The sequence below is a fragment of the Tardiphaga sp. genome, assembly GCF_028290785.1.
GTDB lineage: Bacteria > Pseudomonadota > Alphaproteobacteria > Rhizobiales > Xanthobacteraceae > Tardiphaga.
Map to the genome: position 1 here is coordinate 1 of NZ_JAQGJD010000350.1, position 13783 is coordinate 13783.

General features: G+C 63.3%; 19 protein-coding genes and 1 pseudogene. 6 read left to right on the plus strand and 14 right to left on the minus strand.

What is annotated here, in order from left to right; translation table 11 throughout:
• The 3 genes from JWR89_RS22505 to JWR89_RS22515 all read right to left on the minus strand — a co-directional run.
• A partial coding sequence (locus JWR89_RS22505; protein ID WP_299720320.1) for a DUF2798 domain-containing protein occupies window positions 1-164 on the minus strand: 164 nt, incomplete at its 3' end.
• Between the two features lie 310 nt (window positions 165-474).
• The gene (locus JWR89_RS22510; protein ID WP_299720298.1) at window positions 475-1230 is read right to left on the minus strand and encodes a hypothetical protein; all 756 of its coding nucleotides are present in this window, start codon (window positions 1228-1230) and stop codon (window positions 475-477) included.
• 2 nt (window positions 1231-1232) lie between these two features.
• Window positions 1233-1751, minus strand: coding sequence for a hypothetical protein (locus tag JWR89_RS22515; protein WP_299720300.1), 519 nt, complete (start codon window positions 1749-1751; stop codon window positions 1233-1235).
• Between the two features lie 900 nt (window positions 1752-2651).
• Between JWR89_RS22515 and JWR89_RS22520 the strand changes: the two genes are divergently transcribed.
• The gene (locus JWR89_RS22520) at window positions 2652-3533 is read left to right on the plus strand and encodes a lytic murein transglycosylase (RefSeq protein ID WP_299720302.1); all 882 of its coding nucleotides are present in this window, start codon (window positions 2652-2654) and stop codon (window positions 3531-3533) included.
• 105 nt (window positions 3534-3638) lie between these two features.
• Window positions 3639-4859 (plus strand): GGDEF domain-containing protein, encoded by a 1221-nt coding sequence (locus JWR89_RS22525; protein ID WP_299720304.1) that lies wholly within the window; start codon window positions 3639-3641, stop codon window positions 4857-4859.
• Between the two features lie 45 nt (window positions 4860-4904).
• On the opposite strand, the gene JWR89_RS22530 is transcribed toward JWR89_RS22525, so the two are convergent.
• Window positions 4905-5417, minus strand: a complete 513-nt coding sequence (locus JWR89_RS22530) for a PAS domain-containing protein (protein WP_299720306.1) — start codon at window positions 5415-5417, stop codon at window positions 4905-4907.
• A gap of 38 nt (window positions 5418-5455) precedes the next feature.
• Here JWR89_RS22530 and JWR89_RS22535 point away from each other — a divergent pair, with 38 nt between their 5' ends.
• Window positions 5456-5698: a hypothetical protein gene (locus JWR89_RS22535; protein WP_299720308.1), complete on the plus strand. Its 243-nt coding sequence runs from the start codon at window positions 5456-5458 to the stop codon at window positions 5696-5698.
• Between the two features lie 68 nt (window positions 5699-5766).
• On the plus strand, window positions 5767-6291 hold the full coding sequence (locus tag JWR89_RS22540) for a DUF4112 domain-containing protein (protein ID WP_299720309.1): 525 nt from the start codon (window positions 5767-5769) through the stop codon (window positions 6289-6291).
• Window positions 6292-6308: 17 nt separating this feature from the next.
• On the opposite strand, the gene JWR89_RS22545 is transcribed toward JWR89_RS22540, so the two are convergent.
• Entirely contained in the window at window positions 6309-6596 is a 288-nt protein-coding gene (locus JWR89_RS22545) for a hypothetical protein (protein ID WP_299720310.1), read from the minus strand.
• Between JWR89_RS22545 and JWR89_RS22550 the strand changes: the two genes are divergently transcribed.
• Window positions 6595-6798 (plus strand): hypothetical protein, encoded by a 204-nt coding sequence (locus tag JWR89_RS22550; protein WP_299720311.1) that lies wholly within the window; start codon window positions 6595-6597, stop codon window positions 6796-6798. The genes JWR89_RS22545 and JWR89_RS22550 overlap by 2 nt on opposite strands.
• Before the next feature lie 47 nt (window positions 6799-6845).
• Here the strand turns inward: JWR89_RS22550 and JWR89_RS22555 are convergent, their stop codons facing one another.
• The 5 genes from JWR89_RS22555 to JWR89_RS22575 all read right to left on the minus strand — a co-directional run bounded on the left by JWR89_RS22555 (window position 6846) and on the right by JWR89_RS22575 (window position 10379).
• Complete coding sequence (locus JWR89_RS22555) at window positions 6846-7226, minus strand: hypothetical protein (protein ID WP_299720312.1); 381 nt, start codon at window positions 7224-7226, stop codon at window positions 6846-6848.
• A 149-nt stretch (window positions 7227-7375) separates the two neighbouring features.
• Complete coding sequence (gene msrB, locus JWR89_RS22560) at window positions 7376-7789, minus strand: peptide-methionine (R)-S-oxide reductase MsrB (RefSeq protein WP_299720313.1); 414 nt, start codon at window positions 7787-7789, stop codon at window positions 7376-7378.
• Between the two features lie 23 nt (window positions 7790-7812).
• Window positions 7813-8532, minus strand: coding sequence for a peptide-methionine (S)-S-oxide reductase MsrA (gene msrA / locus JWR89_RS22565; RefSeq protein ID WP_299720314.1), 720 nt, complete (start codon window positions 8530-8532; stop codon window positions 7813-7815).
• Between the two features lie 198 nt (window positions 8533-8730).
• Window positions 8731-9144 (minus strand): BA14K family protein, encoded by a 414-nt coding sequence (locus JWR89_RS22570; RefSeq protein WP_299720315.1) that lies wholly within the window; start codon window positions 9142-9144, stop codon window positions 8731-8733.
• A gap of 125 nt (window positions 9145-9269) precedes the next feature.
• Entirely contained in the window at window positions 9270-10379 is a 1110-nt protein-coding gene (locus JWR89_RS22575) for an ATP-dependent RecD-like DNA helicase (RefSeq protein WP_299720316.1), read from the minus strand.
• Window positions 10380-10564: 185 nt separating this feature from the next.
• On the opposite strand from JWR89_RS22575, the gene JWR89_RS22580 reads away from it, so the two are divergent.
• Window positions 10565-10732 (plus strand): hypothetical protein, encoded by a 168-nt coding sequence (locus tag JWR89_RS22580; RefSeq protein WP_299720321.1) that lies wholly within the window; start codon window positions 10565-10567, stop codon window positions 10730-10732.
• 164 nt (window positions 10733-10896) lie between these two features.
• Here JWR89_RS22580 and JWR89_RS22585 read toward each other — a convergent pair whose 3' ends face one another.
• The 4 genes and pseudogenes from JWR89_RS22585 to JWR89_RS22600 form a co-directional block, all read right to left on the minus strand.
• Window positions 10897-12279: a sigma-54 dependent transcriptional regulator gene (locus tag JWR89_RS22585; protein ID WP_299720317.1), complete on the minus strand. Its 1383-nt coding sequence runs from the start codon at window positions 12277-12279 to the stop codon at window positions 10897-10899.
• A 53-nt stretch (window positions 12280-12332) separates the two neighbouring features.
• The gene (gene fliN / locus JWR89_RS22590; RefSeq protein ID WP_299720318.1) at window positions 12333-12683 is read right to left on the minus strand and encodes a flagellar motor switch protein FliN; all 351 of its coding nucleotides are present in this window, start codon (window positions 12681-12683) and stop codon (window positions 12333-12335) included.
• 10 nt (window positions 12684-12693) lie between these two features.
• Window positions 12694-13314, minus strand: a complete 621-nt coding sequence (locus JWR89_RS22595) for a FliH/SctL family protein (RefSeq protein WP_299720319.1) — start codon at window positions 13312-13314, stop codon at window positions 12694-12696.
• A pseudogene (locus tag JWR89_RS22600) lies at window positions 13314-13783 on the minus strand (FliG C-terminal domain-containing protein); the annotation flags it as partial. The pseudogene JWR89_RS22600 and the gene JWR89_RS22595, both read right to left, overlap by 1 nt.

The window sequence follows — 13783 nt, forward strand, 5'->3', positions numbered from 1 at the left end:
GTGGGCCAGGTGGCGACGAAGGCCGGCGTGGCGCCGAGGCTCTTCCACGTCGAGATCGCCGAGACCACGAAGGTCATCAGCAGCGACAGCACCAGCGGCATCACGATCGATGCATAGCGCGCCGGCAGTTTTCCGCGCGAACGCGGCTTGCGAAGCGGGTTCATCAGTTCACTCATTTGAAAGTCGGTCGGTCGATCACGAATGGCGCAGCTGCATTCTCCGGGTCGATCCGACCGGGTTGAATGCGTTGCCTGACGTGAGACGCTTACGGTGCGCCGGAGCGCAGCGGGAGTTACATAGCGGCTGGGATGCGGAGGCGCCAGCGGAAATTTGGGCGATAAGGCCGGGCAGGGTGCGCCGATCCGTAGGGCGGATTAGCGCAGCGTAATCCGCCGACCATGCCGAAACGAGAGGCGGCGCAATACGCTTCGCGATTGCGCCCTACGCTCGCCAAATTTCTACGATGGCGGAAACCTAAGCGGCCTCTGCAAGTCGAATAAGTGTCGCGTCGGATACTTCGTATTCGACAACACTTGCAGACTGAGAAAGAACATTGAGGTAGTTACCCAATTCAGTCTTTTTCTTAACAACGGCAATCCTCTGTGGAGGGTTGTCGAGTCGCGCGATGTCGTTGAATTTCACTGCGGCATTGACGACAGAGGTATGGTGCTTACTCACAGGTTCAAAAAGTGAAACCTTTCTGTTGTGAGTGACCATAGTAGCCACGGGCCATTTATGAGTAGATGATCCAACAAAATCAACGTCGCGAACGATCTCTGCTTTCGGAAATACAGTCGCAAGGCGGCGATAAAGAATATCACTATCCTCCTCGAAGCGCCGCTCTGCCGCCTTGAACGCAGCTAAGGCAGCCGCTTCGGAAGAGCAATTCGCGACAATCGTGACGGCGCCAGCCAACTGATCTCGGCTAGCCTCCGCCACGAAGAAAGCCTGATTATCAAATCGAATACCAAAGTGCTGAGCAAGTGGTTTTGCACTGTTGGCATACAGGACTGATGCGCCAATCAGATCGGCTTCAATCTGACCAAGGCCCATATCTGTGACAAAGAAACGATCATGATGCTGCGTCACCTGAACGACTGCGGAAGCTCCACTCGGATACATCATTGGCGTTTTTATGATGGAGGCGGTTCCGAAGTGTTCCGTGGTCACAAGTTCCCGTGCTACCGCATCAACAGCGGAAGCAAACTTTTCGTCGATCTTGATCGTCATGGTCAGGCAATCCCGAAAAGCCCCGGCTCTTGCCAGCTCGGTCTTTCCACCTTGTGGATTTCAGAGATTCTAAACTCTTTGCCTACGAATACAAGAAACTCGTCAAATGATTGTAAATCAGGTCTTACGGGTCTTGCGACAGGCAAGTCTCCTTCCCTCATACGACCTTCTTCCGGCAGCCAATTGTGTTCGAACTCGTGGATATGTGTCTCGCCGATCCGCATCATTTGCAGATGGGGCGGACCGACCGCTCGATTTGTGTGAATGCCTATCGGCCGCCACTCGGCGCGCCCTAAATGAACGCAATGGCTGCGTGGTGGACGATACTGAATTTGGAATCTCACTGCTCGGTCAGGAAGCGACTGCGCAGCGCCGCCTCTCAACTCAAGACCAGGGACGGTCGCGCCCTCTATTTCGAGGCTGGCTGTCAGACAAAACCAAACTGAATCAGACTGCTCCCACTTCGGTTTCCCGGAGAGTGTTTTCTGAGCAAAATTGAGGCCCGGCAAATCAAACGCCATTGGTATTCCCGCTATCGAATATCAACTTACGATAGCAGGTGGTCCCTAAAAATTACCTAAAGAACTGTTAACGCAGATTCAGTTTTGGACTGGAGCGCAGGTCGCAGGGGCGCAAGCCCGGGGCGAGCTCAGTTGGAGTGGGGAATCTCGATATGTTCAAAACAGTTCGGGATTCCCCGCCACTCCCATTGGAGTGGCTGAGGTTCGCTCGGGCTTTGCCCTCGCGCCCCGACGATATGCGGTAATGCCGGCCCCTAAAATTATATTCCTATCCGTCTTGACGATCTCCGACCGGAGATTATAATCCGCTCCGTCCTGCCCCATCGAGAGGGGCGATCGCGATCGTCACGATGGCGGGGCGGGATGCGGTGGACGCTGGAGATGCGGCGTCGCGCGGTGCAAGGGGGAGGTCCGACGCCGGGTCGGGACACAGTCGATGCGCCAGAACTCCACTGGTGCGGCGGCATCGTTCCGCTCCGGACCACGACAGATCCCGCGCGCCAAACGACGGGCGAACGCATCGCCCTGCGGACGGCCCAAGTCGCGATGGCCCCGGTCCACGTCCTGGATCATGGATGGTGCGCTAAGGCTGGTCGGGCACCAGGGGGTGTCGCGAAGCAAGTCGGTAACCCACCGCGTGCGGAACGCCGGTTGATCCGGTGGTCCGAAAGTCCTGGCGCATCACTCCTTGCCGACTACGGCTGGCGTCCAGGCCCAAGGGTGCATCGGGCACCCGGCGTTCCGCGCGCCCTCTTGAGGCCAGAGGGCGGGGAATGCAGCACACCCCGGACGCCATCGGCGCCGCGGGATCGCGAAACCGCGTCTGCGGGAGGCCGCCGTTTTGACGGCCACGCGGATCGCATGGCATGGTGGCGGCAACAACTTTTGAGGGAATCGCAGATGTCGGGACGTCGTTGGGTGATCGCTGCAGGCGCGCTGTTGCTGGCGCCGTTGTGGTTCGCAGCTCCCGCCCAGGCGGCGCGTTGCGGCGGCGATTTCAACGCTTTCGTGGCGACCATGCAGCAGGAGGCTGCGGCCGCCGGCATCTCGCAGGCGGTGATCCAGAACGCCTTTGCCGGCGTGACGATGGATCCCGCGGTGCTGAATTTCGATCGCCGCCAGCGCGGCACCTTCAACAAGAGCTTTGAGCAATACGTCTCGACCCGGGTCGGCGCGGGCCGCATCTCGATCGGCAAGCAGATGCTGCAGAAGCACGCCGCGCTGCTGTCGCGCGTCGAGGCGCGGTTCGGCGTGCCGCCGGAAATCGTGGTGGCGATCTGGGGGCTGGAGTCGGATTTCGGCCGCGGCGACATCGGCAAGATGCCGGTGATCCGCACGCTGACGACGATGGCGCATGACTGCCGCCGCACCGAGCTGTTCCAGGGCGAACTTTTGGCGGCGCTGAAAATCCTGCAGCGCGGCGACCTGCCGAGGTCGGACCTGATCGGCGCGTTCGCCGGCGAGCTCGGCCAGACACAATTCCTGCCGTCGTCCTACATCAAGTACGGCGTCGATTTCGACGGCAACGGCCATGTCGATCTCAGGCACTCCGTCCCGGACGTACTGGCTTCCACCGCCAACCTGCTGCACACCGCCGGCTTCAAGAACGGCGCGCCGTACGGCGAGGGCACCGCGAATTTCGAGGCGATGCGCGAGTGGAACAGGGCGACGATCTACCGCAAGACGATCGGCTATTTCGCCGACCGGCTGGCGGGCCGGGTAGGCCCTTCACCAATTCACAACCACGCGGTGGATTACCCCGGGATCGGCGGGGCGCGGTGAGACTCCCTTAACTCTCCCGGTTGCAGGTTACCGTCAAAGGAACCCTGCGATGACGACGATGGCGACGATCCCGGCTACAGCGCGCTTTGGCGCGAGGAGGCGCGCATGTTGAGCGTGCCGACGCTGTATCTGGTGTTCGTGGTCAACTTCATGGCGCTCGGCGTGGTCTGGGCCTACGTCATGACCAGCTATCCGAACCTCGCCGCCGCGCGCTACTGGACCGCCGCGGCCTTCGTCGCCGCCGTCGGCGCCGTGCTGTCGATGCTGCGCGGCATGGCCGATCCGCTGGTCCCGATCCTGCTCGGCAACGGCCTCTTGATCTTCGCCTCCGGCCTGTGCGCCATGGGCGTCTCGCGGTTCTATCGCAAGCCGGTGGCATGGCGCCTACATCTGTCGATCGTTGCCGCCTGCGTTGCCGGGCTGGCGCTGTTCACGCTGTGGCGCGACGACATGGCGATCCGGATCGTGATCTATTCGGCCGGCCAGTCGCTATGCCTGCTGGTCACCCTGCCGCTGGTGTTTTCGCGCCACGACGGCAACGGCAATCCCGGCGCGCGGATGGCCGGCGCGGTCGCGGTATTCGCGATCGTCACGCATGTGCTGCGCTCGGCCGCGGCGCTGCTGCAGATCGGTGACCCGCTGAGCCTGATCAACTTCAACGCCGCGCAGGCGCCGCTGCTGCTGCTGCTGGTGTTCCTGTCGATGGCGTGGAATTTCGGCTTCCTGCTGATGGCGATCGACGCGTTGCGCGGCGAGGTCGCCGACCTCGCGATGATCGACGATCTCACCGGCGTCGCCAACCGCCGCCGCCTGGTGCAGTTTCTCACCGAGGCCTGCGCGCTGTCGCAGCGGACGCAAAAGCCGTTCGCGCTGCTGGCGATCGATCTCGATGGCTTCAAGGCGATCAATGACGGCCATGGTCACGCCGCCGGCGATGCCTGTCTGCAGCACTTCACGCTGATGGCACAGAGCCGGCTACGGCCCGGCGATCTGCTGGCGCGCTCCGGCGGCGACGAATTCTGCATCGTGCTGCCGGACACCGCGTTGCATGACGCCGCCCGGATCGCGCGCCGCATTCTCGATGCCTGCCGCACGGACGCGGCCGGCTGCTCGGCCGGCGAGATCCCGATCGCCGCCTCGATCGGCGTGGCGCAGTGGCAACCGGCGACAGGCCTGTATCCGGAACGCCTGATCGCCGCCGCCGACGAGGCGCTCTATGCCGCCAAGCACGGCGGCAAGAATGGCTTTGCGGTGTGCGACCTCGCCGCGCCGGCGCTGGCGCCGGACATGGATGCAATGATCGCCCGGATGCAGAAGCGCGCGTGAGCGCAGACGATGTTGCCTTCGGCTGTCGCTGAGAATTCCGTCGGCTCAGTGCATCGCCTTGTCATGGGTGATATCGACAATCGCGCCGGGCAGCCGCACCGGGCGGCCGGATCGGTCCAGCGTGCAATGGCCGCGGGCATAGACCCAGGTGATGCGGTCGTTCGTGATCAGGCGGCATTCCATCTCGAAAAGACCGCCGTGGCGCATCGACTTGGCAATCGCCGCGTTCACCATGCCGATGTCGTCGGGATGCACGGCGCTGAGATAGTGCATGTTGGGCAGGCCGCGCGCCGCCTCGTCCGGATCGACGCCGAAGAACGCCGCGGAGCCCGCGTCCAGATAGGCGCGATCATTCCGGATGTCCCAGTCCCAGACCCCGGCGATCAGTTGGCGGGAGGCCAGCTTGCGCTCCGCCGGCAGTTCGAAGGTCTCATCCGCAGCCGCGCTTTTGGACGCCTCGGCCGCGGCGAGCCGCAGAATATAGGAGAGGAATTCGTGCTTCCGCTCCTGCGCAAAGCTTGCAATGTCCAGGCACACATCCGCTAATGGCTTTCGCATGCCTGTCCCCTGTTCCCACTGGATGAGAATACATATTTTTGGACACGATTCAAAGTTTCTCGGAGGATGCTGACATGTGGCAGGTCGGTCGGGCGACGGATGAAGAAGGGCTCCGGATGATGTTGGCATTCTTTGGGATCGACGACCCCCGGCAGCGGTTGCGGTTGATCGAACTCGCCGAAGCATTTGCCAAGGGTTCAGTCCCGCTGGATGGCGATGTGTCGCTGGCGCTGCAGGACAACGGCCCCGATAGCGCAACGAGGCATCCGCCGACGCGCTGAATGTTCCGTAGGGGATGCGCGACTCGATGCCGCTTGCGCGCGGGCGTGATGAACCCCATGTGAGCGCCATGTCTAACGATCAAACCTTTCCCGGCCGAGCCACCCGATCCCGTCCGCGCAGCGCTGCCGCGCGCGGTCCGATCATCGATCAGGACGGCCGCGAGGTTCGCCCTGAGGAACTACGCGCCGAGGTCGGCGGCTTTCGATTGGATTTTGGAAATTCCGCAGCCAATCCGTTCGCCAGCCTGACCCGCGAACAGCGTCTGGCGCGCTTGGAAGCCCTGGCGAAGTTGCTGGACGTCGCCTTTGTCGTACCGGGCACCAATATCCGCTATGGCATCGACGGGCTGATCGGACTCGTACCGGTGGTCGGCGACATCATCACCACGGCGATCTCGCTGTGGCTGGTGCGCGAGGCCCGCGCGCTTGGCGCGCCATGGCACATCACGGCGCGGATGCTGGGCAATGTGGCGCTGGATGGCGCCGTCGGCATCGTGCCGTTCATCGGCGATGCCTTCGACGTCATGTTCCGGGCCAATATCCGCAACATGAAGATGCTGCGGAAGTGGCTGGACAAGCAGCCGCGGATGTAATCCGCGGCGCGTTAGCTTCAGGCGGCGTCGGCGTCGTCGGTGGCGGGCTCGACCGGCTCAGGCGCGCGACGCTCAAGCGGAAAATCTTCGCTCTCATAAAGCGTGCGGATGCCGCTCTGGTCAAAGCGGGCTTCATCGACCTGCAAATAGGCGCCGTTCAGCGAATCCGCCGGCAGTTGTTCGATGGCGAACTGGACCGCGGCCGCAGCCGTATCGAAGCGGCGATAGGCGAAGCCGGCACGCTTCTTCTTGCGGATCGCGGCGGGAAATAGCTCAGCGGCGGTGTTATAGCTAAAAGCAGCCATGGTCAGTGACCTCAATGAAAGTACGCAACGAAACGACGCTTTCTTCGCGACAGCAGCCGGCTGGCGGCCCGCGGAACATCATTTCAGGACAGACCTCAATATAAGCATGTTTCAGCAAATTGCGACACCCGGCATGCAGCATGATGAATCGCTGATGCCGGGCGGTATGATGGTCATAAAACGTGCAATTGGAGCGGCTTAGCCGTCAATCCCGGTTTGCCGCAGGGCAGCCCCGAGCCGATTTGTTGGCTATTGTCCGGTCATATCCGGAATCGGGACGATTTTCAGCGGCGTGGTGTAGGGCTCGACGCGGAGCGCCTCGTTGGACAGCAGACCGACCTGGCGCAACGGCGCCTGTTCCAGCGCCCCGGCCTCGGCCTTGCGAACGGCATATTGCCAGGCCGTCAGCGTGCCCTTGGCGGCAAGGTGCTTGGCGACGCCGCCGGCGTTCTTGCTGTCGAATTGCGCGAGCTGGTCGTCATTGATGCCGATGATGATTTCGTCGCGGGCGGTGATCACCTTGAACAGCGAGACCTTATCGGTAGCGAGCGCGGGGTGCGAGACAACGCTCTCGAGAATAAGGCCGGCGAGCGCCAGGCCAAGAAGCCAGCGGTTGGATCGGGTAGACATAGCGAAGCTTTCTTATTGTTCTTTAGCGCGGTGCACGCGGATGAGGCGTGTCGCAATATGAGGCAGTCGTTCGTCCGAAGACAGAAACGCCCCGCAGGACCTGGGTGGGTCGCACGGGGCGCTTTAACAGTTCGATAATACGGATGTATTTACTTTGGCTGAAGTTTCAAGGCCGCCGAGTTGATGCAATAACGCAACCCTGTCGGTCCCGGGCCGTCGGGGAAGACGTGGCCGAGATGGCCGTTGCACTTCGAACATAGCACTTCGGTGCGCACCATGCCGTGGGTGACGTCGCGCTCTTCATCGACGTGGCTCTCCAGCGCCGGTTGCGTGAAGCTCGGCCAGCCGCAACCTGAATCGAACTTGGCGTCGGATTCGAACAGGGTCTGGCCGCAGCCGGCGCACACGAAGGTGCCCGGCGTATGGTCATGCTCGTATTCGCCCGAACCCGGCCGTTCCGTCGCTTTTTCGCGCAATACGGCATACTGGATCGGCGTCAGTTCCTTGCGCCATTCGGCCTCGGACTTCTCGATCTTGCCCGGCATCGTTTTGGTGTCGCTCATGTGGTCTCCTTCGGGAGCCGCCGTCAGTTGGTGACCTTGGCGCTGCTCACCAGCGTCGGCTTCTCGATATAGTTCTGGGTGAAGATCTTCTTCAGGTTCTCAACCTTGGGAATATCATTATAGGCGATATAGGGCTGGTTAGGATGCAGCGTCAGATAGTCCTGATGATACGCCTCGGCGGGGAAGAACCCGTCCAGCGAGCTGACCTTGGTGACGATCGGCTTCTTGTAGACCTTGGCGGCATTGAGCTGCGCGATATAGCCATCCGCCACCTGCTTCTGCTCGGCCGAGGTGGTGAAAATCTCCGAGCGATACTGCGTCCCGCTGTCCGGCCCCTGGCGATTAAGCTGGGTCGGATCGTGCGCCACCGAGAAATAGATCTGCAGGATCTTGCCATAGCTGATCTGCTTCGGGTCGTATTTGATTTCGACGGCCTCGGCATGGCCGGTCGAGCCGCTTGATACGGCGGTGTAATTCGCCGCGCTCTTTGGTCCCCCCGCATAGCCGGAGACTGCGTTGACCACGCCGGCGGTGTGCTGGAAGACGCCCTGCACACCCCAGAAGCAGCCGCCCGCGATCACCGCGCTCTGCAAGCCATCGGACGGCTTGGCGTCCAGCGTTGGTGCGGGAATGATCACCGCCTCTTCGGCCGCGAAAGTGGGGGCGGGGAATACAGACGAAATCGCCAGCGCGCCAATGGCGGCGGCGCAGAGCGACAGGCGGCTGAAAGTGGAGCGGCGCATGGGATGTCCTCGTGGGTAGGCCGGGGCACCGGCAGTTTAGACCCTGGCGCAGGGTTCGCAATCGCGCGGTGGTCCGTTGCTCAAGATACGGCGCAGGAGACGGGTTGTTACCGGCCGGCGGACACGACTTCGTGAGTGGTCTGCAGGCAAACAAAAGCCGCGGAACTTGCGTTCCGCGGCTTCAGAAATGCCGGTCTTTTACGGGCAGGGATAGCGGTTGCCGTCGTTGTTGAGATAGGTGCCCGACGCCGGATCGTAGGACCGATAACGCTGCGCGCAGTAATTGGCATTCTGCTGCGCCGCCGCGTTAGCCTGACTGGCCGCGCCGGCTGCAATCGCACCGCCGATGATGGCACCGGCCGCGAGGCCGCCGATCAGGGCGCCATTGCCACCGCCGCGATACCCGTAACCGCGACGATAGCCGCCGCCGTATCCATAGCCTCGGCCATATCCGCCGCCGCGATAATACTGCACGTTTTCAGTGGGCAATGCCGTCGTGGATTGCGCCTGCTGTGGCTGCACCATCAGGGGAGCCGAGATCGCCGGAACCGAGAATGAAAGCGCGGTGGCGCCGATCAGGACCGCCGACGTCAACTTGTTGAAAGCTCGCATGAAAACTCCTGCATGTTTTTTGACGCAGGCCCAACGAGGGTAACGCCGCAACGTTCCAAACGACTCCGTGATGGCCCTGCGTCAGAACAGCGCGCACACCACCGAAGCCGAGAGGCCGTCGTCGCTCAGATCACGATGCTGAGCCGCTTCGCCGCCCGCGTGATGCCGGTGTACAACCAGCGCGCGCGGCTTTCCTGAAACGCAAAGCTCTCGTCGAACAGCACGACGTCGTCCCATTGCGAGCCCTGGCTCTTGTGCACGGTCAGCACGTAGCCGTAGTCGAATTCGTCATAGGGCTTGCGCTGTTCCCACGGCAGCGTCTCGACGCCGCCGCTGAAACAGTCGGCGCGCACCGATACTTTCGTGACCTTGCCGCCAAAATCCTCGTCCGGCGACAGCCGCATGGTGATGATGCGCGACTTCGACGCCGCGCGTGCCTTGACGCGCCACAGGCCGCCGTTGAACAGCACCTTCTTGCGGTTGTTGCGCAGGCAGACCAGCTTGTCGTTGGCGACCGGCAATTCGTCCTCGATGCCGAGCTTCTGCCTAACGCGCATGTTGTAGGCGCGTCGCGTGTTGTTGCGGCCGACCAGCACCTGGTCGGCACCCATCACGCGCTCCGGATCGAGCTCCTTGCGCGAGATCACCTCGCTCTCGCCGTAGCGGCCGATATCGAGCTCGCGGCCCTCGCGCACGTCCATCGACATCCGCACGATCGGGTCGTGCTCGGCCTGGCGATGCACCTCGGTCAGCATGATGTCGGGTTCGTGTTCGGTGAAGAACCCGCCGCCCTGGATCGGCGGCAACTGTGCGGGATCGCCGAGCACCAGCAGCGGGCAGTCGAACGACATCAGGTCGCGGCCGAGGTCGGCATCGACCATCGAGCATTCGTCGATCACGATCAGCTTGGCCTTGGACGCCGGTGCGTCGTCCCACAGCTCGAAATTCGGCTGTTCCTCGCCGGATTCGCGGGCGCGGTAGATCAGCGAATGGATGGTGGAGGCGCCGTCGCAGCCCTTGTTGCGCATCACCAGCGCCGCCTTGCCCGTGAATGCCGCGAATTTGACCTCGCCATCGACATTGTCGGCGATGTGCCGCGCCAGCGTCGTCTTGCCGGTGCCGGCATAGCCGAACAGCCGAAAGATCGGCGGCGTGCCGTTCTTGCCGGGCTTCGCCTTTAGCCAGTCATCGACGGCTTTTAGCGCGGCATCCTGATGCGGGGTAAACGTGGGCATGGCGTCTCGGAAAAAGCGGGGGCGCGCAGGGGCTGCCGCGACTCACACGGCCAAGCTAACCATTCGGGCGGTGGGTGCAAGCGGGCGGGCGGCGCCAACAGCCCGGTTGCCCAAATTCGCCGCATGGCGCAGGTAGAGGCCTCAGGCGCCCGGTCCATTGCCGGTCGCCGGACAGGAGATCCCCAGTGGGAAGCAGACTGAAGCGTATCGGCACCTGGGCGGTCTACGTCATCGGCGCGCTGTCGATCGGCTATCTCGCGCTTTATGCCTACGCGATGTTCACGCAGCCGAAGCTGGTGCCCGGCGAGCCGATCCAGATTTTCCGCAAGCCGGACGCGCCGAAATATTCGTGAGTTGGAGAGTCTCGTGTCCCGGACGCGGTGCGGCATTCTTATGCCGCTCCGCAGATCCGGGATCCCGGTTGCCTCTTCGCAAAAACCGGGGCCCCGGATCAGCAGCGCACCACGCTGCAAGCGCAGCGCGCTGCGCTGCATCCGGGGAACGTACTGCGCAGCGCCTAGCCCACCGCCCCCATCACCGCGCGGTAATCGCCGGAACCGGCCGGGGTGATCGGCAGGCCGCCATCGGCATATTCGTTGAGCTTGTTGCGCAACGTCCGGATCGAGATGCCGAGAATGTTCGCCGCGTGGGTACGGTTGCCCAAGCAATGCTTCAGCGTTTCCAGGATCAGGTCGCGCTCCACATCGGCCACGGTGCGGCCGACCAGCGCGCGCGTCACCTGCTCGGCGGCGAAGGTGGCGTGGGCCACCGCCGGCACGGTCTTGGCGAGGTCGAGGCGGTCGCCTTCGGGATTCAGGATCGCGTCGGCGCCGATCTCGTCGCCGACGGCCATCAGCACCGCGCGGTGAATGGTGTTCTCCAGCTCGCGGACATTGCCCTGCCAGCGGTTGGTGCTGAGCACCCGGCGCGCTTCCGCCGAAATCGGTCGCACCGGCACGCCGTTGGCATCGGCATATTTCTTGGCGAAGTGCTGCGCCAGTTCGATGATGTCGAGCGGGCGCTCGCGCAGCGGCGGGATCTTGAGGTTGACGACGTTGAGCCGGAACAGCAGATCCTCGCGAAACGTGCCTTCGCGGACGGCGTCGGCGAGATTGCGGTTCGAGGTAGCGATGATGCGGATGTCGATCGGCACCGGCCGGGTGCCGCCGACGCGGTCGATGACGCGCTCCTGGATCGCGCGCAGCAGTTTCGACTGCAGCCGGACGTCCATCTCGCTGATTTCGTCGAGCAGCAGGGTGCCGCCGGTGGCTTCCTCGAACTTGCCGATGCGGCGCGCGATCGCGCCGGTGAAGGCGCCCTTCTCGTGGCCGAACAGTTCGGACTCCAGCAGGTGCTCAGGAATCGCCGCGCAGTTGATGCTGATGAACGGCTTCTTGGCGCGGTGCGAGCGGGTGTGGACGTAGCGCGCCAGCACTTCCTTTCCGGTGCCGGATTCGCCCGTCACCATCACCGACGCGTCGGAACCGGCGATCTGCTGCGCCAGCTTGACCACCTTGCCCATCGCCTCGTCGCGGTAGATCAGGTCGCGGGAATCGTTGGCAACCGCGGCGAGGACCGCCGCGATCAGCTCCGGATCCGGTGGCAGCGGAATGTACTCTTTCGCCCCGGCGTGGATCGCAGCGACCGCGGCGCGGGCATCGTTGGTGATGCCGCAGGCGACGATTGGCACGTGGATGTGCTCGGCTTCCAGCCGCATCACGAGATCGCGGATGTCGAGGGCGACATCGACCAGCAGCAGGTCGGCGCCCTTGCCGCCGCGCAGCACCGCCATCGCCTGGTCGAGACCCTCGGCGTGAACCACCGAGGCGCCGTTGTCCATGGCGATCTTGGTGGCGGTGGTGAGCTGGCCCTTGAGCGTGCCGACGATGAGAAGCCGCATGGTGATCTCCTGTTATCTCTTGGTCGCGCCGTTCGGGCGCAGAATCGTTCGCGTTACGTGCGTTCGGCCTTGATGATTTCCGTCATGGTGACGCCGAGCTTTTCCTCGACCAGCACGACTTCGCCGCGCGCCACCAGCCGGTTGTTGACGTAGATGTCGATCGCCTCGCCGACTTTCCGGTCGAGTTCGAGCACGGTGCCGGGTCCGAGCTTCAGGAGTTCGCCGACATCCATCTTGGAACGTCCGAGCACGGCCGAGACCTGCACCGGAACGTCGAACACCGCCTCGAGGTCGGCGGCAATGCGCGTGACCTGTTCGTCGTCGTTGTAGCCGACGTCCCCCATCGCCATGGGGTCGGCGGAATTGAGGTCGGGAAGCGGCACGTGGGTGTCTTGGTCGCTCATTTTTCGGTCCTCATGCCTGGTTGCGGGACGCCATATAGCGCCCCACTAGTTCGCTGATCTTGGCCTCGATCGCCGCGCGCTCCAGCTGCACGCCGCCGTCCGCCCATTCGATCTTGCAGTCGCCGTGGACGATTTCCGGCTCGGAGAGGATCACCAGCTTGCCCTGGAAGCCGCTCTGCTTGGCCAGCTTCTCGATCCGCTCGCGGGTTTCGTCGTAAAGCTGCTCGTTGACGCGCACCACCAGATGCGGGGTCGATACCAGGTGCTTGAAGCAGTCGTGCACCAGCGCGATCACCTCGGTGAGGGGCTCCGCCGCCATCAGTTCGCTACACAGCTTGCGCGCCACGGCGATGGCGACATCGACCGCCTCGGTCTCCATCCGGCCCTCGATGGTGGAAAACCGCGTCGAGATCGACGAGATCGCGATACCGATTTCTTCCAGCGCCAGCGCGGCGCGGCGGTCGCTCTCGACCTTGGCCTCGCGCTGCGCGGCGTCGAAGCCGGCGCGGTAGGCATGGCCTTCGGCCGTCGCGACCATTTCTGCGATCTCGGCGGGCGTGACGGCCGGAGCGCGCGTCCTGTCGGGGGCGGCGAAATCGACATCAAACAGGAATTTTGCGGGAGCTGCCATCAATACACCAGTTCGTCGTCGGCGCGGTTCTTGGTCAGGACGATTTCGCCCTTGGCGGCCATGTCCTTGGCGAGATTGACGAGCAGGGCCTGCGCCTCATCGACGTCGCGCAGCCGCACCGGGCCGAGGCCGGCGATGTCGTCGCGCAGCAGCTTGGCGGCGCGCTCGGTCAGGTTCTTCATGAAGAGCTCGCGCAGCGTCTCGGAGGCGCCCTTCAGCGCCAGCGCCAGCTTGTCCTTCTCGACCGAGCGCAGCAGGGTCTGCAGCCCAGCGCCATCGACCCGCTGCAGGTCCTCGAAGGTGAACATCAGCCCGCGGATGCGCTCGGCGCTGTCGCGGTTGCGTTCCTCGAGCGCGCCCAGGATGCGGCCCTCGGCGGCGCGGTCCAGGTTGTTGAAGATCTCGGCAATCATCTAATGCGCATCGCGCCGCGCGGCGCGGGCGAGGTTCGACATGAACTCCATCTTCA

Excerpts from the sequence above, each read along its gene's own strand:
- JWR89_RS22550 (WP_299720311.1), top strand. The coding sequence starts at position 6,595 with ATGGTCAGTGACCTCAATGAAAGTACGCAACGAAACGACGCTTTCTTC.
- JWR89_RS22555 (WP_299720312.1), bottom strand. The coding sequence starts at position 7,226 with ATGTCTACCCGATCCAACCGCTGGCTTCTTGGCCTGGCGCTCGCCGGC.
- JWR89_RS22540 (WP_299720309.1), top strand. The coding sequence starts at position 5,767 with ATGTCTAACGATCAAACCTTTCCCGGCCGAGCCACCCGATCCCGTCCG.
- JWR89_RS22570 (WP_299720315.1), bottom strand. The coding sequence starts at position 9,144 with ATGCGAGCTTTCAACAAGTTGACGTCGGCGGTCCTGATCGGCGCCACC.
- JWR89_RS22520 (WP_299720302.1), top strand. The coding sequence starts at position 2,652 with ATGTCGGGACGTCGTTGGGTGATCGCTGCAGGCGCGCTGTTGCTGGCG.
- JWR89_RS22595 (WP_299720319.1), bottom strand. The coding sequence starts at position 13,314 with ATGGCAGCTCCCGCAAAATTCCTGTTTGATGTCGATTTCGCCGCCCCC.
- JWR89_RS22515 (WP_299720300.1), bottom strand. The coding sequence starts at position 1,751 with ATGGCGTTTGATTTGCCGGGCCTCAATTTTGCTCAGAAAACACTCTCC.
- JWR89_RS22545 (WP_299720310.1), bottom strand. The coding sequence starts at position 6,596 with ATGGCTGCTTTTAGCTATAACACCGCCGCTGAGCTATTTCCCGCCGCG.
- JWR89_RS22585 (WP_299720317.1), bottom strand. The coding sequence starts at position 12,279 with ATGCGGCTTCTCATCGTCGGCACGCTCAAGGGCCAGCTCACCACCGCC.
- JWR89_RS22510 (WP_299720298.1), bottom strand. The coding sequence starts at position 1,230 with ATGACGATCAAGATCGACGAAAAGTTTGCTTCCGCTGTTGATGCGGTA.
- fliN (WP_299720318.1), bottom strand. The coding sequence starts at position 12,683 with ATGAGCGACCAAGACACCCACGTGCCGCTTCCCGACCTCAATTCCGCC.
- JWR89_RS22575 (WP_299720316.1), bottom strand. The coding sequence starts at position 10,379 with ATGCCCACGTTTACCCCGCATCAGGATGCCGCGCTAAAAGCCGTCGAT.
- msrB (WP_299720313.1), bottom strand. The coding sequence starts at position 7,789 with ATGAGCGACACCAAAACGATGCCGGGCAAGATCGAGAAGTCCGAGGCC.
- JWR89_RS22525 (WP_299720304.1), top strand. The coding sequence starts at position 3,639 with ATGTTGAGCGTGCCGACGCTGTATCTGGTGTTCGTGGTCAACTTCATG.
- msrA (WP_299720314.1), bottom strand. The coding sequence starts at position 8,532 with ATGCGCCGCTCCACTTTCAGCCGCCTGTCGCTCTGCGCCGCCGCCATT.
- JWR89_RS22530 (WP_299720306.1), bottom strand. The coding sequence starts at position 5,417 with ATGCGAAAGCCATTAGCGGATGTGTGCCTGGACATTGCAAGCTTTGCG.